We start from the raw sequence: 18,680 nt of genomic DNA, 5'->3' as shown, positions 1-18,680 counted from the left end.
AGCCTTCGTTAACGGATGCGGGGACCCCGCTCCACCGGCTGCCGGAGGGCTTCGTTGATCAAGCTCATGTTCGCCGACGACGAGGAACTTGTCCGATCGGGCCTGCGTGCGATGATGTCGGCCGCCCCGGACATCGAGATCGTCGGTGAGGCGAGCGACGGTAGATCGGCGGTCGAGGTCGCCCGCCGGCATCACCCGGACGTGGCACTGCTCGATATCAAGATGCGCGCGCCGGATGACGGCATCCGCGCGTTGCGGGCGATCCTGGCCCTGCCGGATCCGCCGAGGGTGGCGATGCTGACCACGTTCGACATCGACGAGTACGTCAGCCTCGCGCTGCGCCTCGGCGCGAACGGGTTCCTCCTGAAGGACATCGAACCGGCTGCCCTGCTCCGGGCCATCCGTGACCTGGCCAAGGGCGGTGCCGTGCTCGACCCGAGCGTCGCCGCGCGGATGGTCGCCACCCATCGTGACGAACAGCGTGCCGCGCAGCCCGCGAGGAAGCTGCTGGCGTCGCTGTCCGATCGCGAGCGCGAGGTCGTGGCGTTGATCGGGCAGGGGCTGTCGAACGCCGAAATCGGTGGTCAGCTGCACCTTTCGGAGGCGACGGTCAAGGGCTATGTCTCGGCCGTGCTCTCGAAGATCGGTGCCGCGAACCGGGTGCAGGCCGCGCTGCTCGCCTATCGCGGCGGGCTGCTCGACCAGTAAGCCGTGCTCACCGCGCTCGAGATGGTCGGCCTTGTCGCGTTCGCGGGATCAGGCGCGCTGGCCGCCGTCCGGGCACGCCTCGACGTGTTCGGGGTGATCGTGCTCGGTTTGACGACCGCGCTCGGTGGTGGCGTGATCCGCGACATCCTGCTCGGCATCCACCCGCCGACGACGTTGCGCACCTGGCCCTACCTGGCGGTTTGCGCGGTCACGGCACTCGCGGTGTTCCTGTTCCATCCACAGGTCGCGCGGTTGCGGCGGGCGGTGCTGCTGGCGGACGCGCTCGGTCTCGGGGTGTTCGTCACGTCCGGCACGACGACGGCGTTGAACGCGGGTGCTCCGGTTTACGCGGCCTGCTTGATCGGGATGACCACCGGGATCGGCGGCGGCGCGGTCCGGGATCTGCTGCTCAGGGAGATCCCGCTCGTGTTGCGCAAGGAGATCTACGCCGTCGCCGCGCTGGCCGGTGCCGTGCTCGTCGGAGTCGGTCACGCATTGCGACTACCGTCCGGGCCGGTGATCGTGATCGCGGCCACCGTCGTCGTCGCGGTGCGGGTGGTCGCGATCTGGCGGAAGTGGAACGCGCCGGTCGCGAAGGGGCCCGACCTCGACTAGATCCCGGCGCTGTCCGGAATGAACTTTGTCTATTCTTTGTGTGTTCTTAGGCGGGTCTCAGCACGCTGGGTAAGACTGTGGGTATGCGCATCCTCGTGGTCGACGACGACAGAGCAGTACGGGAGTCGCTTCGTCGCTCGTTGGAGTTCAACGGTTACAAGGTCGAACTGGCCAGCGACGGCGCGCAAGCCCTCGAAGCGATCATCGCGAGCAGGCCCGACGCGATGGTCCTCGACGTGATGATGCCGCGGCTCGACGGCCTCGAAGTGGCCCGCCGGCTGCGGAGCACGGGCGACGACCTGCCGATCCTGGTGCTCACCGCGCGCGACACCGTCTCGGACAGAGTGTCCGGATTGGACGCCGGCGCCGACGACTACCTGCCGAAGCCATTCGCCCTGGAAGAGTTGCTGGCCCGGTTGCGCGCGCTGTTGCGCCGTGCGATCCCGGACGTCCAGGGCCTGCCCGCCGAAATGCTGTCGTTCGCCGATCTGACGCTCGACCCCGGCACGCGGGAAGTGCGGCGGGGCGAGCGCGAGATCAGTCTCACCCGGACAGAATTCGCCCTGCTCGAATTGTTCCTTTCCTACCCGAAACACGTGCTCACCCGCGGGCGGATCCTGGAGGAGGTATGGGGTTACGACTTCCCGACGTCCGGCAACGCGTTGGAGGTCTACGTAGGCTATTTGCGCCGAAAGACCGAGGCGGACGGCGAGCCCCGGCTGATCCACACCGTGCGTGGGGTGGGCTACGTGCTGAGGCTGACGCCCCCGTGACCCAGCCGATCTCCGTCATCAACGTGACGGATTCCGTCGATGGGGACATCCGCGGCCCCCGGCGGCGTTTCTCGCTTCGCTCGCGGGTCGCGTTGCTCGCGGCCGCCTGTGTGGCGTTTTCCGTCGCGCTGGCGTCGCTCGGCGCGTACCTGATCGTCAACCAGAATCTGTACAGCCAGATCGACGTCAACCTCACCGCCCGCGCCGAAGCCGCGGTGGGGACTCCGCTCGTGCAGACCCAGTTCCAGCTCGTGCCGCTGGCCTTCCTGGTCAGCGCCGATCTGCAGATCGGCCAGCTCGCCGCGGACGGTCAGCTGCTCGTGCCCAACGGAGGCACCCGCCCGCCCGCGGGGCCGACCGAGCTGGCGGTCGCGGACGGCTCGTCGCCGAGCTCGCTGCGGACGGACCCGAAGACCGACACCAGGGTCATCGCGCTGCCGGTTTCGCACGGTGAGGCGATCGTGATCGCGCAATCGCTTGCGCCCACGAAACGCACGCTCAGCCAGCTGGCCGTGGTGCTCTTCCTGATCGGTGGCGCGGGGATTCTCGTGGCCGCGGCCGCGGGTACAGCTGTCGCACGAGCGGGGCTCGCGCCGGTCGAGAGGCTGACTTCGGCAACCGAAAGGGTCGCCCGCACGGGTGATTTACGGCCGATCCCGGTCAGCGGTGACGACGAGCTGGCGCGCTTGACGCACAGCTTCAACACCATGCTCGGCACGGTCGCCGAATCGCAGGAAAGACAGCGGCAGCTGGTCGCCGACGCCGGGCATGAGCTGCGCACACCGTTGACGTCGTTGCGGACCAACCTCGAGCTGATGTTGTCGGCGAGCAGACCCGGGTCGCGGGATCTGTCCGAACGGGACAGAACCGATATCGAAGCGGATATCCGTGGTCAGCTCGACGAGCTGACCCAGCTGATCGGCGACCTCGTCGAGCTCGCCCGCCAGGACGAGCCGCGCGGAGAACTCGAACGGGTCGAGATGATCGACATCGTCGAGCACGCGCTCGACAGGGCTCGTCGCCGCGCCGGCGACATCGAGTTCGACGTGAACCTGCAGCCGTGGGCGTTGACCGGTGATTCCAGTTCCCTGGAACGGGCCGTGCTCAACCTGCTGGACAACGCGGTGAAGTTCTCGCCGGAGGGAACGGCCGTGCAGGTACGGCTGTATCCGCTCGGCGACGGCACCGCGGTGCTGGAGGTCGCTGACGCCGGGCCGGGAATCGCCGACGAGGACCTGCCGAAGGTGTTCGACCGCTTCTACCGTTCGACGGAGGCGAGGACGCTGCCCGGTTCCGGGCTCGGTTTGGCGATCGTCAAACACGCCGCCGAGCGGCACGGCGGTGCGGTGTACGCCGCACGCGCTCCGGAAGGTGGCGCGTTGCTGACGCTGCGACTGCCGGGTTCTCCTGGCTGAAATTCCGACGATCAAGGGGTCTAGCTACCGCCGAATGGCTGGTCGAGACCCCTTGATCGTCTTATTCGAGCGCTCAGCCGCCGTTCTCCATGTTTAATCGTGTAGGATTTTGTGTGGTTGACGGTGATCTCGGGACGGAGTTGACAGTGCTTGCGCGGCAGCGACAGGCGATGATCCTGGAAGAGGCACGCCGAACGGGAGCCGTCCGGGTCAGTGACCTCGTGGGCAGGCTCGGCGTGTCCGACATGACGATCCGCCGCGATCTCGACGTGCTCGCCGGGCGTGGATTGGTCGAAAAAGTCTACGGCGGCGCGACCTCCATCGTCGGCAAAAGTACTGATGAGCCCGGCTTCGAAGCGAAGTCCGGCCGTCAACGTGTCCAAAAAGAAGCGATCGCGGCCGTGGCCGCCGGACTGGTCCGGCCGGGCACCGCCATCGGCATCTCCGCGGGCACCACGACCTGGACGCTGGCCAGGGCCCTCGATTCGGTGCCCGGGCTCACCATCGTCACCAACTCGATCCAGGTCGCCGATGTCCTTCGCGGCTCCAACCAGGCGGAACGCACCGTCGTGCTGACGGGCGGTGTCCGCACCCCGTCCGACGCGCTCGTCGGGCCGGTCGCGGTGGCGAGCCTGCGCACACTGCACCTGGACGTCGTTTTCCTCGGCGTCCACGGCATGGCCGACGGCCCCGGTTTCACCACCCCGAACCTGACCGAGAGCGAGACCGACCGCGCGCTGGTCGAGGCCGGCCGTCGGCTGGTCGTGCTCGCCGACCACACGAAATGGGGGACGGTGGGCATCTCCACCATCGCCGACCTGAACGAGGCCGACGTCGTCGTCACCGATGACGGGCTGCCCGACCACGCCAGGGAAATTCTCGCCGAACAGGCGGGCGAAGTTCTCCTCGCCGAGACAGCTGAGGCGGAAGAGGCGTGAGGCGAACGTTGCGGCACCTGGCCGACGGCCGGGAGATCATCTACTTCGACGAGCGTCCTGACGCTCCGGAACGGGTCGCGGTCGACACGCGAGACCTCGATCCGGTCGCCGCGAGCTCGGAAATCCGGCGCGACCCGCTGACCGGCGAGTGGGTGGCGATGGCCGCCCACCGGCAGACCCGGATCTACAAGCCGCCCGCCGATCTTTGCCCGCTGTGCCCGACGAAACCGGGCAAGCCCAGCGAAATCCCGGAGGCCGACTACGAGGTCGTCGTCTTCGAGAACCGTTTTCCTTCGTTCTCTCAAGGCGCGACAGGCGAAGAAACCACGCTGGACGGCATGGGGCTCGTCCCGACCGCGCCCGGCCGCGGCCGCTGTGAGGTCGTCTGTTTCACCAGCAACCACGACGGTTCGTTCGCTGGTTTGACGCCGGCCCAGGTGCGTACCGTCATGGACGCGTGGGCCGACCGCACCGAGTTCCTGTCCGGACTGGACGGTGTCGAACAGGTCTTCCCCTTCGAAAACCGAGGCGAAGAAATCGGCGTGACGCTGCATCACCCGCACGGCCAGATCTACGCCTACCCGTTCGTCACGCCCAAAACGGAACGTATGATCGAGGTCGCGCGCGCCTACCAAACCGAGCACGGTCGTCCGGTCCTCGGTGACGTGCTCGCCGCGGAACGCAAGGTCGGCACGCGCGTCATCGTCGAAAGTGAGCACTGGACGGCCTTCGTGCCGCCCGCCGCGCGCTGGCCGGTTCAGGTCCAGGTGGTTCCGCACCGCCAGGTGCCGGATCTCCCGGCGCTGACCGAGGCCGAGCGCGACGATTTCGCCGGGGTTTACCTCGAAGTGCTGCGACGCTGCGACGCGCTTTACGAGCGGCCGTTGCCGTACATCGCCGGCTGGCACCAGGCGCCGGTCAACCGCGACCGCGAATTGGGCTGGCTGCACCTGGAACTGTTCTCCGTACTGCGATCCAAGGACAAGCTGAAGTACCTGGCCGGTTCCGAATCGGGCATGGCCGTGTGGATCAACGACGCCACCCCCGAGCAGATCGCGGAGCGACTGAGAGCGGCTTTGTAGGGCGCGTCAGCGGGGTTCTGAAGAGCGTCGACGACATACTCACTTGCGATGCACAGGTTCCGTTCAGGAACCTCTCAGGAGCAACGCGCATGGTGGTGTCATGACCGAGAACGACCCCAACGCTCACGCAAACAGCGGTGCCCCGGCCGGACCTCCGGCGGGTGAGCATCCCGTCTGGTCGGCCACGCCCAGCGCGCCGGCGGGACAAAGCGAGCCGAGCACGCCGCCACGGGGTACTCCACTCGGCGCGGGCCAGGGCTACGGCACGCCGAACCCCTGGTCGGCACAGGCTCAACAGCCGAGCGCTCCGTACGCCCAGCCGGTTCAGCCGGGTGTACACGGTGGCCAGTACGGCGGCACGTCGGCGTACCCGGTGGCGCCGCAGCAGCAGAAACCCGCTCGCTCGGGTTCCGGCAAGCTCGTCGCCGGGGTCGCGGTGCTGGCACTGCTCGTCGGCGGTGGCGCCGGTGCCCTCGGCGGCTATGTCGCCGGTGGCGACGGCAGCAACACCGTCTCGGCCAACGCGCTCGACGCTCCGAAGCCCGCTCAGCAGACGGGGAACGCTCCGGCGGGTTCCGTCGAGGCGGTCGCCAACAAGCTGCTCCCCAGCGTGGTCGAGCTACAGGTCCAGGGCGGCAACAGCGCGGGTGAGGGTTCCGGGTTCGTGCTCAGCCAGGACGGCTACATCCTGACCAACAACCACGTCGTGGAGGTGGCCGCGAACGGCGGCCAGATCCAAGCGGTCTTCCACGACGGCAAGAAGGCGGCCGCGAAGGTCGTCGGGCGTGACCCGACGACGGACATCGCGGTGGTCAAGGTCGACGGCATGAGCGGCTTGACGCCGGTCGAGCTCGGCCGATCCGACGACCTGCGGGTCGGCCAGGGCGTGGTGGCCGTCGGCTCGCCGTTCGAGCTCGCCGGCACGGTGACTTCGGGCATCGTCAGCTCGCTGCACCGCCCGGTCCGGGCCGGTGGCAGCAACGGTGACCAGGCGACGGTGATGGACGCCGTGCAGACCGACGCCGCGATCAACCCGGGCAACTCCGGTGGCCCGCTGTCGAACACCTCGGGTCAGGTCATCGGCATCAACTCGGCGATCTACAGCCCGCAGTCGGGTTCAGGACAGCAGGCGTCCCAGGGCGGCAACGTCGGTATCGGCTTCGCCATCCCGATCGACCAGGCCCGCCGCACCGCGGACGACATCATCAAGACCGGCCAGGCGGTGCAGACGTTCATCGGCGCGCAGGTCACGGACGCTCCCAACGGTGGCGCCCAGCTCGGTGACATCACGCCGGGCAGCCCGGCGGAGAAAGCCGGCCTGAAGTCGGGTGACGTCGTCACCAAGATCGACGACAGGTCGATCGACAACGCCGACGCGCTCGTCGCCGCCATCCGCACCCGGGCGCCGAACGAGAAGGTCATGCTCACCCTCGGTGATTCGAGGGTCGTCGAGGCCACCCTCGGTGGTCAGCCGGTTCAGCCGAACTGATCGTTTCCCAAGACGCTCGGCCGCATTGCGCGGCCGAGACCAACTCCGGCTCGTTCCCCCTTTCGGGCCGGCACCAGACCGCGCGTGACCGGCGTCACCTTCCGGTCACGCGCGGTTTTTCTGTTTTTTGACTACGAACCGCGTGCCACCCGCGAGCAATACCGCTGCCCACACGACGGCCAGTGAGACCAGGAGCCCGGTGCCCGCGTCCTTGTGCGGACCGGGAGGCGGCGGAGCACCGTAGGTACGCCACAGCAACGGAATCGAGAGGATCGCGAGAACCGCGCTGAGCACTGTGCCGATGACCACGGGCGTTTTCCACGCGGGTGGCGCCAGGCGGGTCAGGAGCAGCCCGACGATCCCGACCACCGGCGCGATCAGCCCGTCATGCACCAGCGGACCTCCCAGCAGCCAGCCGAGGGTGAAAAAGCTGTCCGGCCGGAGCGGAAACGCGAAGTCCGCGAACAGCATCACGCCCCAGACCAGCGCCGCGATGCCCGGCAGGAAAAGTGCCACGCGCAGGATTCTCACGCCGCCTCCAGCTTGGTGACCCATTTGGTCTGCAACACGCCCGGCCGGTTCGGCGCGATGACCCGGCACGGGAACCCGTGATCCAAGTCGAGCACTTCACCGTTGAGCTTCAACGCGAGCAGAGTGATGTCGTCTGCGGTGTGCTCGCCGGGCAGGACACTGGTGGCGTACAGGCCGACCTTTTCCAGCGAAGTCACCGTGACCTGCGCACCCGGTTGGGCACCCGAGGCCCGGAGCAGTTCGGGAAAGGAGACGCCGGTCCAGGTCGCGGATTGGCTCCAGCCCTCGACACAGGCGATCGGCAACTCGGCCGTGGTCTGGGGCAACGCGTTCAACTCGGCGAGTGAGAACGAACGGCCACCGGACGGAGTGGTCACTTCGAGGCGCCAGTCCGGGCTCTGTGCGTCCGGGATGACTCCGGCACCGGCCGCGGTGCGGTTGACGGGAACGCCCTGTGAACCGCGATCCGTTCGCCACGCCAGCCCGGAAACATCGCGTAGCCAGGGGACGGTCGCTCCCGCTGTCGCGACCACAGCTACTCCGGAAGCCAGCCACGTCGTGCGCAGGAAACCCCGCCGGGACAGACCGCTGGAAGTTTCCGGTTCAGTGTCTCCCGCTTTGGCCAACGCTCGTCTCAGCACCGGGATCTTGACCGCGACATGGACCGCGATGGAGCCGATGGCGATCCAGGCGACCGCGTAGTGCACCGCTGGAAAGTAGAAATTCCACGGATAGTTCTGCGCGATGTTCAGCAGCCCGGTGGACAGTTCGAAAAAGGCGGAGGCGGAAAGAACGAGGATGGACAACCGCTCCAGCGCGTGTGGGAGCGAACGGACCAGTGGCCTGCCGAAGAGTTTCGGGAAGACGCTCCACAATTTGGCCAGCAGCAAGGGAATCGACGCGATCCCCGAGATGACGTGCAGGCCTTGCGTGACCCGATAGAAGCCGGCCGGGCGGCTGGGCCAGAAGAACCACGTCGGCGGGTGCTGGATCAGATGACTGATCAGCCCGGTGATGAAGCAGGTCGTGAAGGTGACGGCGAGCGCCATGCCGATACGCGAAGTCACCCGCTCCGAATGTGCGGCGCTGGTGAAGGTGCTTTCCTTCGGAATGGGAAGTTGTTTCATGATCGCCTCAGCTCCGCGAACCAGCGATGTCCCCGGCCCGCCGTCCATTCGACACACATCGCTGCTTGAGCCGCGAGATCGGCGATGGCGTCCACCCCGACCCAGGCCCAGGTGAACCACGAACCTTCTGGCTGTTCCTCGACGTCGTGTGAGAGGAGCCGGACGCGCTCGTGACGCAATCCGCTGCCGGGTGGGTCGAGTTCGACCACCGCGCTGCCGCCGGCCCCGAGTAGTTCGGTGATTCGCCGTAAAAGCGCTACGGGATCACCGCCGATCCCGATGTTGCCGTCCGCCAGGAGGACATGCCGCCAGCGTCCTTCACCGGGAAGGCGATCGAAAACGTTGCGGTGCAGCGCGACCGCACCACGTCGCCGCGTGAGGTCCACGGCCGTTCTCGAGCTGTCGACGCCGAGAGAAGCGACTCCGCGTTCGCCGAGCGCCGCCGCGAGCCTGCCGGGACCACAGCCGATATCCAGCGTCGGACCTTGGCAAGCCGCGAGCAGCAATTCGTCGCCGTCGCACGAATCTTCGGTCCAGCGGTCGACCGGTAATTCGACAAGTTTGCCGTTCGCCAGCTCGAGCGAGCAACGTCGACCGAGCAGGCCGGTGTCGAACTCGTTGCCGATATTCAGCGAAATGGTCATGCCGCGGCGCCCCTGCCACGCACCGCGGCGACAGCCGTGGCGAACCTGCCGTTTGGACGTAATTTCGCCACGCGCTGGGCGTCGAACATCGTGTCCACATCGGATAGCGCGACGATCGGCTCGACTTTCAGGCCGCTCGCGGTCAGCGCCCGCACTGTTCGTTCCCCGGTGTCGTCCTGCGACATCGGGACTTCGCCGAGCACCACCGCCTGGCGCGGATCGCGCAATCCGAGCGCCCACCAGCCGCCGTCCTCGGCGGGACCGAGCACGGCTTCGCGGCCGCCGTGCAGCAACGGTTCCGCGGCGGCCGTGAGGATCTCCGCGGTGACCTGCGGGGTGTCCATGCCGATCTGCACGACCGGCAGACCGGTGTGCAGTGCGTTCGCGTCGGCGTGGGCGTTCGCGAGCCTCGTGGCGAAATCCCAGCCACGCTGGGCGAAAACCGTGGCCGAGCGGAGCGCACGGAAGATCTCCTCGCTCCTCGCCGCTTCGGACAGGTCACCGGTCATCGCGACCAAGGGGATCGCACCAGGAGTCGAGAACACCGCTTCAAGCGTGTCGAGTAGCGCGGAGGCGGCGATTTCCGCGGCTTGCTGTGCGGTCGCGGGCGGGCATAGCCGAGTTTTCGCGAATCCGGGAACAGGTGCTTTCGCCACGACGAGGAGACAAAAGGCGTGATTCATTTCGCCAGCACCCGGCCCATGTCGCGAATCGCGCGCAATGTGCCTCGCACCGAGCCGGACACCTTCGACTTCGTACCTTTGGCACGTTCTCCGTAAGCGACGTCGAGTTCATGCACCCGCCAGCCGGCGCGTTGTGCCTTGACCAGCAACTCCAGCGGATAGCCGAACGCTCGATCGGTGATCCCGAGACCGAGCAGCGCGTCACCGCGGGCAGCCCGCATCGGCGCGATGTCGCGAACCGGCAAACCACGTCGCCTTAACAACGACGACAGCAGCAGATTCCCCGCCTTCGCATGCCAAGGCCAAACTCCGGCGCTCGTCGGCACACGCCGGCCGACCACCAGGTCGACGTCGGTCGTGAGCAGAATTTCGACTAATTTCGGCAATTCGGCGAGATCAAGCGAGCCGTCTGCGTCGCAGAAACACACGATGTCGGTAGTCGCCCCTTCCAAGCCGGTGTGCACGGCGGCGCCGTAACCGCGTCTGCTTTCGTGAAGCACTTTCGCACCGAGTCGAGCGGCGATTTCGGGCGAGCCGTCAATGGAGCCGTTGTCCACCACGATCGCGCGGTAGCCGGGCGGTAAGGAATCGAGTACACCGGGAAGGGCGCCTGCTTCGTCGAGGCAGGGGAGCACGACATCTACGGAATGGTCCATCACGCCAACGAACGCTAGGTCCAACATGGACTGCGTGAAAGCCTTGTGATGCTTACCGAATCCTGACATCGGACGAGTTATTACCGAGTCCTGACGGCTCGCTTTCCCCGCTGTCGGACGACGTCGACCGGGGTTATGGTGCCAGTGATGAGCGAGTCGATTCCTGGTACCCGGCTCATTGAGCCGCCCAGCTCCGAGCGTACTTCTGGCCTACGCGAGCATCGTGGTGATCTCATCGCCGTCGCGGTGGCACTGGTGCTGGTCGGTGCGGCGGTGGGACTCGGCCTGTACTTCAACCGCCCCGGTTCCGGAGTGGTCATTTACGCGTTCGCGCCACCACTGTTCGGCGATTGGCTTCCGCATATCGGGCCCGGTTCGCTCTTCGCTGTGGTAATCGCTATCGCGGTGATCGCCTGGGGCCCAGCGCTCGCCGCGCGGTTGCCGTGGCGCCGGTTGCTGGCTCTGGGCTATGTGGCTTCCGTGTGCTGGACGTTCGCGCTGGCCATGGTCGACGGCTGGAACCGCGGCTTCACCGAGCGTCTCACCACCAACCACGAGTACCTGCACGAAGTCCCCGGAATCACCGATATCCCACTCATGCTTCGTGAATTCTCTTCACGAATCCTGGATTTCCAGCCGAATTCGTGGGTGACCCATGTTTCCGGGCATCCGCCAGGCGCCACTCTCGTGTTCGTCTGGCTCGATCGGATCGGGCTCGGCGGTGGAGCTTGGGCAGCGACGGCTTGTGTCGTGGTCGGGTGCCTGATCGCCGTCGCTGTTCCGGCGACACTGTCCCTGCTGGGCCGCCCTGACGCGGCCCGCGCGACAGTTCCGTTCGCGGTGCTGACGCCGGGGGTGATCTGGATCGGAGCCTCCGCTGACGGCTTGTTCGCCGGAGTCACCGCGACAGCCATCGCGATTCTGGCTCTGGCCGGCCGGACAGCTCGTCGCGGTTTTTCGGCAACGCTCGCCTCACTGGCAGGCGTGTTGCTCGGATTCGGCATTTTCCTGTCTTACGGACTCGTACTACTTGGCGTGCTCGTTCTGGCGGTTTGTCTCCTTGGTCGCCAATGGCTAGTAGCGGCACTCGCCGCGCTGGGTGCATTGGCCGTCGTGGGCGTTTTCGCACTATCAGGTTTTTGGTGGCTTGACGGCTACCACCTGGTCGTGGAGCGCTATTACCAAGGAATCGCGAGCGACCGGCCGTACTCCTACTGGGTGTGGGCGGACTTGGCGGCCTTGGCGATCGCGGTCGGACCGGCCGTGATCGCCGGAATTCGGCGAACGGTCGCCGAGTCGTTCCTGGTGAGACCGCGTCGTGCCCTGCTGAGTGATCCAGTGCTCCTGATCGTCCTCGCCGCACTTCTCATCATCGTGTTCGCGGACCTTTCCGGACTGTCCAAGGCCGAGGTGGAGCGGATTTGGCTACCGTTCGCGGTGTGGCTGCTTCCGGCGACGTCGCTACTCCCCGCCGGTGGCCGCCGTTGGTGGCTGGCCGCACAGGCAGCGACGGCGCTTTTGGTGAACCATCTTGTGCTGACGATCTGGTAGGGACGGAAACGTGAACGAGCAAGCAGGCCGTGTGCTGGTGGTCGACGACGACGAGACCGTTCGTGACGTGGTCCGGCGGTATCTCGAGGTCGCCGGGTTCACCGTCGACGTCGCCGGGGACGGTGCCGATGGGCTGCGGCGGTTCGCGCTGCACCCGGCGGATCTCGTCGTGCTCGACGTGATGATGCCCGGAATCAACGGCCTCGAAGTGTGCAAGCGCTTGCGCCAGGTCAGCCAGGTGCCCATCGTGATGCTCACCGCGCTCGGCGAAGAAGAGAACCGGATCGCCGGCCTCGAACTCGGCGCGGACGACTACGTCACCAAACCGTTCAGCCCCAAGGAACTGACGCTGCGGGTTTCGTCCGTTCTGCGCCGCGCGCGGATGCCGCGGCAGCAGGCGGCGCCAGCGGAATTGCACGACGGCAATCTCCGGCTGCAGATGGGCGCACGCCAGGCGACGTTGAACAACGCCGAACTTCCGCTGACCACCCGTGAGTTCGACCTGCTCGCGTACTTCCTCGCGCATCCCGGCACCGCGTTTTCGCGAGCCGAGCTGCTGGAGAAGGTGTGGGGATGGGACTTCGGCGACCAGTCCACCGTGACCGTTCACGTGCGACGGTTGCGGGAAAAGATCGAATACGACCCCGCGAAGCCCGTCCGGGTGACCACGGTCTGGGGCGTCGGATACCGCTATGACTTGGGGCAGTCGTGATCGATCCTGGTGAACCGTTCGGCGACATGCTCACGCACGTCTGGCACATCCTGCCGGTGGTGCTGATGTTCGCGTTGCCGGTGGCGCTGCTCGGCGGTGCTGCCCTGTACCTGCTGCGTAAGGGCTCACTGGCCAGCACGATGACCGTGCTCGTGCTCATCCCGGTGCTCGCGACGCTGGTCGGGGTGCTCGGCGTCAGCGGATTCATGTTCACCCCCGCGCTCACGACGATGCTGTTCGTCTGTGTGCTCGTCGCGCTGATCACCGTGCCGGCCGCACTCGTCCTCGGACGGTTCATCGGGCGCCGAAGTGTCTGGGAACGGGAAGCGCGTGAACGTGAACGTGCCGCCGAGGCGTCACGACGTGAACTCGTCGCGTGGATCAGCCACGACCTGCGGAGCCCGCTCGCGGGCATCCGGGCGATGGCCGAAGCCCTCGCCGATGGCGTCGTTTCGGAACGGCAGGAAGTCGCCGACTACGCCCAGCGGATCAGCGGCGAAACCACTCGGCTGTCGGCGATGGTCGGTGACCTCTTCGAGCTTTCTCGTATCACCGCCGGCGCGCTGCAGTTGACCATGTCGGCAGTGCCGCTGCGTGACGTCGTCAGCGACGCGCTGGCGGCCCAGACCCCGGTCGCGGAACAGAAAGGCGTCAAGGTCCTGGCGAACGCGGACGCGTGGCCGATCGTCTCCGGAAGCGACCCCGAATTGGCGCGAATCATGCGAAACCTGGTTTCCAACGCGATTCGCCACACCCCGCCGGACGGCACGGTCGCGGTACAGATCGGCATCTCCGACGGTGACGCATTGATTTCGGTGGACGACTCCTGTGGAGGCATCCCCGAGGACGAAATCGGGCGAGTTTTCGACGTCGCCTTCCGTGGTACACAGGCGCGTACCCCGGAACGGTCCGGCAACACCAGCGGCGGTGGCCTCGGTTTGGCGATCGCCAAGGGCTTGGTGGAAGCGCACAGCGGCCGCATCGGCGTGCACAACCACGGCCCCGGCTGTCGTTTCGAAGTCCGGCTCCCGCTCGCCGTGCTCTGACGGTTCCCGAGGTCGCTGTCTGATTATCGCCGGCGGAGCGCGTCCAAGATCGTCAGGCTGTGGTGTCATGACGACAACACCGAAGGCTGTTCTGGAAGGAATGTACGCCGCAGAGGCGCGGTATCTGGCCGCTGGAGGGCCGGGCGTAGCCGAATTTGGGCTAATTGCTCCCTTCTTCGCGCCCGACGTCGTTTTGTACCAGGCCAAGGCGTTGCCATATGGCGGTGAATGGCACCGGCATAGCGGTCTGGAGCGGTTTTTCCTGGCGATGAGCCGGACATGGGAATCCTTCGAGATGAAGGAACAGACCTTTCTCGCCACCGAGAGTCCGCTCGTGTTGTTGACCCAGGTCCACGTACGCGCTCGCGCCACCGGCCTCGAACTCGACTTCCCGATCTTGCAGACGATCACCATTCGGCAGGGCGTATCGCGGAAGTCCGCCCGTTCTACTGGGACACGGCGGCGATCGCCGAGGCCTGTGGTGAAAACGCTGTCTAGATTCCCTGGTCGACAGGGGCGCGAAGTTTGGCTGTGGCGAAAGCGGTGATCCCCTCGGCGAAACCGGTCTCCGCTTTGAAGCCGAGCAGACGTTCAGCGCGCGCTGGATCTGCGACGACATGACGAACGTCGGCGGCCCGCGCGCCGCCGACAATTCGCGGCGCCGGTCCGTCGCACGCACGCGCCAATTCCACCGCCAGTTCGCCGACCGTGTGCGGCTGGCCGGAGCAGATGTTCAGCGGAGTCAGTTCGCCTGGTGTTCCCTGTGCGCGCAGGGCGAGGACGTTCGCCCTCGCGACATCATGGACGTGGACGAAGTCGCGATGCTGCCGACCGTCTTCCAGCACAGTCGGCGCTTCGCCACGAAGCAGCGACGAGCGGAACAGGGAAGCCACTCCGGCGTACGGCGTGTTTTGCGGCATCCGCGGCCCGTACACGTTGTGGTACCGCATCGCCCAAACCGTGCCACCGGTCTGCCGAGCCCACGCGCCTGCCAGATGTTCTTGGGCGAGTTTCGTGGCGGCATAAGTGCTACGAGGCTGTAGGGGCGCGTCTTCGGGAACGAGCTGCCACGCGAGTTCCTCGCCACAATCGCCACACGTCGGCTCGTAGCGATTTGCCGCCAAATCGGATTGGCGCCGTGGCGCCGGCGGAACCACGCCGTGCCGGGCGCATTTGTAACGACCTTCGCCGTAGACGACCATCGACGAGGCCATCACCAGTTTCCTGATTCCGGCGGCATGCATTCCCGCCAGCAGCACCGCGGTGGCGTAGTCGTTGTGCAGCGCGTACGACGGCGCGTCGGACGGATCGATGCCGTGCCCGACGACAGCCGATTGGTGGCAAACCGCGTCGACGTCACGGAGCAGGTCACCGATTAGTTCGATATCGGCTACGTCACCACGCAGGAAACGATGTCTCGAGGTGTAGTCAGGCGGCACGGAGGAGCCGTGGGCGCTGGACAACAGGTTGTCCAGCACTACGACTTCGTCGCCGGAATCGGCCAACAGGTCGGCTATGTGGGAACCGATGAACCCGGCTCCTCCGGTTACAAGCACTCGCACGCAGGTGACGCTAGGCCCGCCAAGACCCCTTCGCCGGGCGTAGCGGCAGCACGTCATGGAATCGTCAGAACTCGTCGGCCGAGTCAAGATCCGCGCCGGGCACGAACCGACTACGGTGGGTGCCATGGAACGGAGCGCACAGCGCCTTGGGCGGGCCCTCGTGGTGATCGTGGACGACCGTGTCGCACACGGTGAGCACGACGACACCGCTGGGCCTTTGGTCACGGAGCTGCTCGAGGAAGCAGGCTTCATCGTGGACGGCGTCGTGGTGGTGTCTTCGGACACCGCGGCGATCCGCAACGCACTCAACACCGCGGTGATCGGTGGCGCGGATCTGGTGATCACCGTCGGCGGTACCGGAGTGTCGCCTCGCGACAACACTCCCGACGCCACGACAGGTGTGCTCGACAGGCCGATCCCCGGGATCGGCGAAGCACTGCGGGCGTCCGGTCTCGCCGCCGGTGCCGTGGACGCGGGCATCTCGCGCGGCCTGGTCGGGATCTCCGGCAGCACGCTGGTGGTCAACCTGGCCGGTTCCCGCGCGGCCGTCCGCGACGGCATGGCGACGCTTTCGGCGCTTGTGCCTCACGTCATCGAGCAGATTTCCGGCCTCGAAGGGGCATGAGCCGCTCCGGATGTCGGCAGAGGACTCGGCCCTCTGCCGACATCTCGAAACCGGTTAGTGAGACCATGGGGCATGGCTGAAGAACGTAAGGCCGAACCGGACCGGCGCCGGTTCGACGAGGTGTTCGGCGACGTTTTGCCCGAAACCACTGCCGACGAGCGGGACCAGCAGACGTCGTCTTCGAGCGACGATTCGTGGTACCTGGAGAACCGGCCGCCCCACCACGACCGCTAGTCCTTGGTGCTCTGCCGGCTCAGCAGGTCACGGATTTCGATCAGCAGCTCCACGTCGGTCGGCTCGGACGGACCAGCCTCTTCGCCACGCTTGCGGCGCTCCTGGATGTGCTTCACCGGCAGGACGAAGGCGAAGTAGACGATCGCGGCGACGATCACGAAGTTGATCCCCGCGTTGATCACCCCGCCGACGTCCATGAACGTCGCGTCGTTGGAGCCGAGGATGTTGAATCCCAGCCCCTTCGCGGCGTCCGATCCACCGATGGCGTTGATCAGCGGCTTGATCAGGCCGGTCGTGAACGCAGTGACGATCGACGTGAACGCGGCGCCGATGACCACGGCGACAGCGAGTTCGACCACGTTGCCGCGCAACAGGAAGTCCTTGAAACCCTTGAACACCGATACTCCTCAGGAAAACAGGGGACTGGGTTAGCGGAGGGTAACGGCCACCGCCCGCTCCAGCGACATGGCGGCCACTTGTGTCGCGCTGTCGGCCGGGAGTTCGAGAAGTACCAGCGGGCCGTCCTTCGCCGCCGTGCCGTATCCGGACCCGGTCTCATCAGGGACGACAGTCACCACCACAGCCATGCTGGCCAGCACTTGTCGTCCGCCGTCGCTGGACGCTGTCACGACATCCACCCGCTCACCGGGGTGGAGCAAGCTCGCGACGGCGGATTCGGAGAGCCGGACCGGGACGATCGACTTTCCCGAATCACCTGAGCCGGGGATATTCGCGGGCGGGTTCACGAGTCGCGCGTCGGTGATCGGCTCGCCTGAGCGTGCCGCCCCGGCCAGCAACCGGCCTTCCGTGGCCTCAAGCGTGCTCAGCGCTCCCGCCGGGCGCAGCGAGTCCGGAACCTGGACCAGACGGACGTCAGCCGGGCTCAGGACGCTTCCGGCAGCGATATCGCGTGCCGAGACCACCGCGGGACCGCTGGGGCTGCTCTCGGCCTTCACCGGCCGTACAGCCAGCACGCCGGCGGTCAGCAGAAGAGCTATCGCCAGCACTCGGCGAATCAGGAAGCTCGGCCGGCCACGGAATCGGCGTCCGGCCGGCAAGGAAGACAAGGAAAATGCCGGTATGCCCATCGCGTCCCCCACGTTTCGCTCAGGCGGGGCGCTTCGGCCCCACTCCGACCGACGTTAGGCAAGCTCGGGCGACAGCAAAAGCGACAGTTCCCCAGCCTGTGGACAACTGGGGAACTGTGGATAACTCGCTTGTCAGGACGCCGTACTGGCAGCCTTGGTGGTGCTCGTCGAGGAGGACGAAGAGGCTGCGCTCGAAGCGCTGGAGCTCGATTCCGCCTTCTTGGCCTCGGGCTTTTTCGTGTCGGACGAGCTCTTCGACTCGCTCGTGGACGAACTCGCGGCCGGAGTGTCACCGGAGCCGGCGGCGACCGTGCTCGACGACTTGGCGTCGGAGCGCGCGTCGTTCCGATAGAACCCGCTGCCCTTGAAGATCACGCCCACCGAACCGAAAAGCTTGCGCAACGGACCTGAGCACACCGGGCACACGGTCAGGCTCGCGTCGGAAAACGACTGGACCGCCTCGAAGCGGTGATCGCATTCCTTGCAGGCGTATTGGTAGGTGGGCACAGCTACTCCTTCGCGCGTTGGCACTCGAGCCTCAAGAGTGCTAACCCAATTGTGCTTGACGGCATTCCCTCAACGCAAACCCTGCTTGCTCACACCGGCAGGCGAACCAGGCCCTGGCCTGGGGTCAGGGCCCCGGTCATCGGGACGTCGTGAGATTGGACGGGGAGCTGGTCGACGAATTCGGAGTCTCGTACGACGGCCACCAGTTCGGTGCCCGGCGAAGCGAAGACCAGCGACCGATCGTAGTGGCCCGCACCGCGGCCCAGCCGCACACCACCATGATCCACCGCGAGGGCGGGCAGCAACACCAGGTCGGCACCCTTCACCGCGGTCACGCCCAGCCGGGCGCCGCTCGGTTCGAGTATCCCGCGCAGCCGTCCTGGGATCAGTGTTTCCGGGCCGGTGTACTCAGCCCAGTCGAGCGGTCCCGCCACGGGTGCGATCACCGGAAGCAGCACCCGGGACCCCCGCGCGCGGAGGGCGTCGAGCAAGGCGAGAGAACCTGGTTCGTCTCCGAAAGGGACGTATCCGCACACAACGCCTCGTGGTAGCCCTGAAGCCGCTTCAGCCAGCTTCAGCGCCTCCTCGGCCCGCTGTTCCGGTGTTGTGGAGGCACGCTCGGCACTCAGCCACGCGCGCCACTCCGCCTTGCTCGACAGCTCATTGCCTGACCCATGCACCACACCAGGTTAGG

At 66.5% G+C, this 18,680-nt stretch carries 23 protein-coding genes; 13 read left to right on the top strand and 10 right to left on the bottom strand.

From position 1 onward, the window contains the following. Positions 1-54 precede the first annotated feature (54 nt). The 7 genes from VGP60_RS10550 (at position 55) to VGP60_RS10520 (ending at position 7,020) form a co-directional block, all read left to right on the top strand. Positions 55-708 (top strand): response regulator transcription factor, encoded by a 654-nt coding sequence (locus tag VGP60_RS10550; RefSeq protein ID WP_327547840.1) that lies wholly within the window; start codon positions 55-57, stop codon positions 706-708. A 21-nt stretch (positions 709-729) separates the two neighbouring features. After that, the gene (locus VGP60_RS10545; protein ID WP_327547839.1) at positions 730-1,323 is read left to right on the top strand and encodes a trimeric intracellular cation channel family protein; all 594 of its coding nucleotides are present in this window, start codon (positions 730-732) and stop codon (positions 1,321-1,323) included. Between the two features lie 83 nt (positions 1,324-1,406). After that, positions 1,407-2,096, top strand: a complete 690-nt coding sequence (locus VGP60_RS10540; RefSeq protein ID WP_327547730.1) for a response regulator transcription factor — start codon at positions 1,407-1,409, stop codon at positions 2,094-2,096. Next, positions 2,093-3,511, top strand: coding sequence for a HAMP domain-containing sensor histidine kinase (locus tag VGP60_RS10535; RefSeq protein WP_327547729.1), 1,419 nt, complete (start codon positions 2,093-2,095; stop codon positions 3,509-3,511). Before VGP60_RS10540 ends, VGP60_RS10535 begins: the two co-directional genes overlap by 4 nt. Before the next feature lie 146 nt (positions 3,512-3,657). After that, a complete protein-coding gene (locus VGP60_RS10530; RefSeq protein WP_327547838.1) occupies positions 3,658-4,449 on the top strand; it encodes a DeoR/GlpR family DNA-binding transcription regulator in 792 nt (263 codons plus the stop codon). Further along, a complete protein-coding gene (galT, locus tag VGP60_RS10525; protein ID WP_327547728.1) occupies positions 4,446-5,531 on the top strand; it encodes a galactose-1-phosphate uridylyltransferase in 1,086 nt (361 codons plus the stop codon). The genes VGP60_RS10530 and galT overlap by 4 nt, the downstream gene beginning before the upstream one ends. A gap of 100 nt (positions 5,532-5,631) precedes the next feature. Further along, complete coding sequence (locus VGP60_RS10520; protein WP_327547727.1) at positions 5,632-7,020, top strand: S1C family serine protease; 1,389 nt, start codon at positions 5,632-5,634, stop codon at positions 7,018-7,020. 105 nt (positions 7,021-7,125) lie between these two features. Here VGP60_RS10520 and VGP60_RS10515 read toward each other — a convergent pair whose 3' ends face one another. Genes VGP60_RS10515 through VGP60_RS10495 form a run of 5 tightly spaced genes read right to left on the bottom strand, consistent with a single transcriptional unit; the run spans position 7,126 to position 10,661 of the window. Then, complete coding sequence (locus VGP60_RS10515; protein ID WP_327547726.1) at positions 7,126-7,551, bottom strand: hypothetical protein; 426 nt, start codon at positions 7,549-7,551, stop codon at positions 7,126-7,128. Continuing rightward, positions 7,548-8,678 carry a molybdopterin-dependent oxidoreductase gene (locus VGP60_RS10510; RefSeq protein WP_327547725.1) on the bottom strand — a complete coding sequence of 377 codons (1,131 nt, stop codon included), beginning with the start codon at positions 8,676-8,678 and terminating at the stop codon, positions 7,548-7,550. The genes VGP60_RS10515 and VGP60_RS10510 overlap by 4 nt, the downstream gene beginning before the upstream one ends. Continuing rightward, the gene (locus VGP60_RS10505) at positions 8,675-9,322 is read right to left on the bottom strand and encodes a class I SAM-dependent methyltransferase (protein WP_327547724.1); all 648 of its coding nucleotides are present in this window, start codon (positions 9,320-9,322) and stop codon (positions 8,675-8,677) included. Before VGP60_RS10505 ends, VGP60_RS10510 begins: the two co-directional genes overlap by 4 nt. Further along, the gene (locus tag VGP60_RS10500; RefSeq protein WP_327547723.1) at positions 9,319-10,005 is read right to left on the bottom strand and encodes a TIGR04282 family arsenosugar biosynthesis glycosyltransferase; all 687 of its coding nucleotides are present in this window, start codon (positions 10,003-10,005) and stop codon (positions 9,319-9,321) included. The genes VGP60_RS10505 and VGP60_RS10500 overlap by 4 nt, the downstream gene beginning before the upstream one ends. After that, the gene (locus VGP60_RS10495) at positions 10,002-10,661 is read right to left on the bottom strand and encodes a glycosyltransferase family 2 protein (RefSeq protein WP_327547837.1); all 660 of its coding nucleotides are present in this window, start codon (positions 10,659-10,661) and stop codon (positions 10,002-10,004) included. Before VGP60_RS10495 ends, VGP60_RS10500 begins: the two co-directional genes overlap by 4 nt. A 147-nt stretch (positions 10,662-10,808) precedes the next feature. Between VGP60_RS10495 and VGP60_RS10490 the strand changes: the two genes are divergently transcribed. From VGP60_RS10490 to VGP60_RS10475, 4 genes are all read left to right on the top strand, one after another. Then, positions 10,809-12,212: a hypothetical protein gene (locus VGP60_RS10490; RefSeq protein ID WP_327547722.1), complete on the top strand. Its 1,404-nt coding sequence runs from the start codon at positions 10,809-10,811 to the stop codon at positions 12,210-12,212. 10 nt (positions 12,213-12,222) lie between these two features. After that, positions 12,223-12,924 (top strand): response regulator transcription factor, encoded by a 702-nt coding sequence (locus VGP60_RS10485; protein WP_327547721.1) that lies wholly within the window; start codon positions 12,223-12,225, stop codon positions 12,922-12,924. Then, positions 12,921-13,970 (top strand): HAMP domain-containing sensor histidine kinase, encoded by a 1,050-nt coding sequence (locus tag VGP60_RS10480; RefSeq protein ID WP_327547720.1) that lies wholly within the window; start codon positions 12,921-12,923, stop codon positions 13,968-13,970. The genes VGP60_RS10485 and VGP60_RS10480 overlap by 4 nt, the downstream gene beginning before the upstream one ends. Positions 13,971-14,037: 67 nt before the next feature. Then, positions 14,038-14,517, top strand: a complete 480-nt coding sequence (locus VGP60_RS10475; protein WP_327547719.1) for a nuclear transport factor 2 family protein — start codon at positions 14,038-14,040, stop codon at positions 14,515-14,517. On the opposite strand, the gene VGP60_RS10470 is transcribed toward VGP60_RS10475, so the two are convergent. Beyond that, the gene (locus tag VGP60_RS10470; protein ID WP_327547718.1) at positions 14,465-15,532 is read right to left on the bottom strand and encodes an NAD-dependent epimerase/dehydratase family protein; all 1,068 of its coding nucleotides are present in this window, start codon (positions 15,530-15,532) and stop codon (positions 14,465-14,467) included. The two genes, VGP60_RS10475 and VGP60_RS10470, sit on opposite strands and share 53 nt — an antisense overlap. Before the next feature lie 124 nt (positions 15,533-15,656). Between VGP60_RS10470 and VGP60_RS10465 the strand changes: the two genes are divergently transcribed. Both VGP60_RS10465 and VGP60_RS10460 read left to right on the top strand, forming a co-directional pair. Further along, positions 15,657-16,157 (top strand): molybdenum cofactor synthesis domain-containing protein, encoded by a 501-nt coding sequence (locus tag VGP60_RS10465; RefSeq protein WP_327547717.1) that lies wholly within the window; start codon positions 15,657-15,659, stop codon positions 16,155-16,157. Positions 16,158-16,229: 72 nt separating this feature from the next. Beyond that, positions 16,230-16,391, top strand: coding sequence for a hypothetical protein (locus tag VGP60_RS10460; RefSeq protein WP_327547716.1), 162 nt, complete (start codon positions 16,230-16,232; stop codon positions 16,389-16,391). On the opposite strand, the gene mscL is transcribed toward VGP60_RS10460, so the two are convergent. The 4 genes from mscL to VGP60_RS10440 form a co-directional block, all read right to left on the bottom strand. Beyond that, positions 16,388-16,789 carry a large conductance mechanosensitive channel protein MscL gene (mscL, locus tag VGP60_RS10455; protein ID WP_327547715.1) on the bottom strand — a complete coding sequence of 134 codons (402 nt, stop codon included), beginning with the start codon at positions 16,787-16,789 and terminating at the stop codon, positions 16,388-16,390. The two genes, VGP60_RS10460 and mscL, sit on opposite strands and share 4 nt — an antisense overlap. A gap of 30 nt (positions 16,790-16,819) precedes the next feature. Continuing rightward, a complete protein-coding gene (locus VGP60_RS10450; protein ID WP_327547714.1) occupies positions 16,820-17,458 on the bottom strand; it encodes an SAF domain-containing protein in 639 nt (212 codons plus the stop codon). Positions 17,459-17,611: 153 nt separating this feature from the next. Further along, entirely contained in the window at positions 17,612-17,986 is a 375-nt protein-coding gene (locus VGP60_RS10445) for an FmdB family zinc ribbon protein (protein ID WP_327547713.1), read from the bottom strand. A gap of 89 nt (positions 17,987-18,075) precedes the next feature. Beyond that, positions 18,076-18,666: a 5-formyltetrahydrofolate cyclo-ligase gene (locus VGP60_RS10440; RefSeq protein WP_327547712.1), complete on the bottom strand. Its 591-nt coding sequence runs from the start codon at positions 18,664-18,666 to the stop codon at positions 18,076-18,078. Positions 18,667-18,680 lie beyond the last annotated feature (14 nt).

Source organism: Amycolatopsis sp. (genome assembly GCF_036008905.1).
Classification (GTDB): domain Bacteria; phylum Actinomycetota; class Actinomycetes; order Mycobacteriales; family Pseudonocardiaceae; genus Amycolatopsis.
This window is presented reverse-complemented; position numbering and strand designations above follow the sequence as displayed.

Coding starts and splice junctions, on each gene's coding strand:
- VGP60_RS10545 (WP_327547839.1), top strand. CDS start 730: ATGGTCGGCCTTGTCGCGTTCGCGGGATCAGGCGCGCTGGCCGCCGTC.
- VGP60_RS10540 (WP_327547730.1), top strand. CDS start 1,407: ATGCGCATCCTCGTGGTCGACGACGACAGAGCAGTACGGGAGTCGCTT.
- VGP60_RS10520 (WP_327547727.1), top strand. CDS start 5,632: ATGACCGAGAACGACCCCAACGCTCACGCAAACAGCGGTGCCCCGGCC.
- VGP60_RS10510 (WP_327547725.1), bottom strand. CDS start 8,678: ATGAAACAACTTCCCATTCCGAAGGAAAGCACCTTCACCAGCGCCGCA.
- VGP60_RS10505 (WP_327547724.1), bottom strand. CDS start 9,322: ATGACCATTTCGCTGAATATCGGCAACGAGTTCGACACCGGCCTGCTC.
- VGP60_RS10500 (WP_327547723.1), bottom strand. CDS start 10,005: ATGAATCACGCCTTTTGTCTCCTCGTCGTGGCGAAAGCACCTGTTCCC.
- VGP60_RS10495 (WP_327547837.1), bottom strand. CDS start 10,661: ATGGACCATTCCGTAGATGTCGTGCTCCCCTGCCTCGACGAAGCAGGC.
- VGP60_RS10490 (WP_327547722.1), top strand. CDS start 10,809: ATGAGCGAGTCGATTCCTGGTACCCGGCTCATTGAGCCGCCCAGCTCC.
- VGP60_RS10475 (WP_327547719.1), top strand. CDS start 14,038: ATGACGACAACACCGAAGGCTGTTCTGGAAGGAATGTACGCCGCAGAG.
- VGP60_RS10465 (WP_327547717.1), top strand. CDS start 15,657: ATGGAACGGAGCGCACAGCGCCTTGGGCGGGCCCTCGTGGTGATCGTG.
- VGP60_RS10460 (WP_327547716.1), top strand. CDS start 16,230: ATGGCTGAAGAACGTAAGGCCGAACCGGACCGGCGCCGGTTCGACGAG.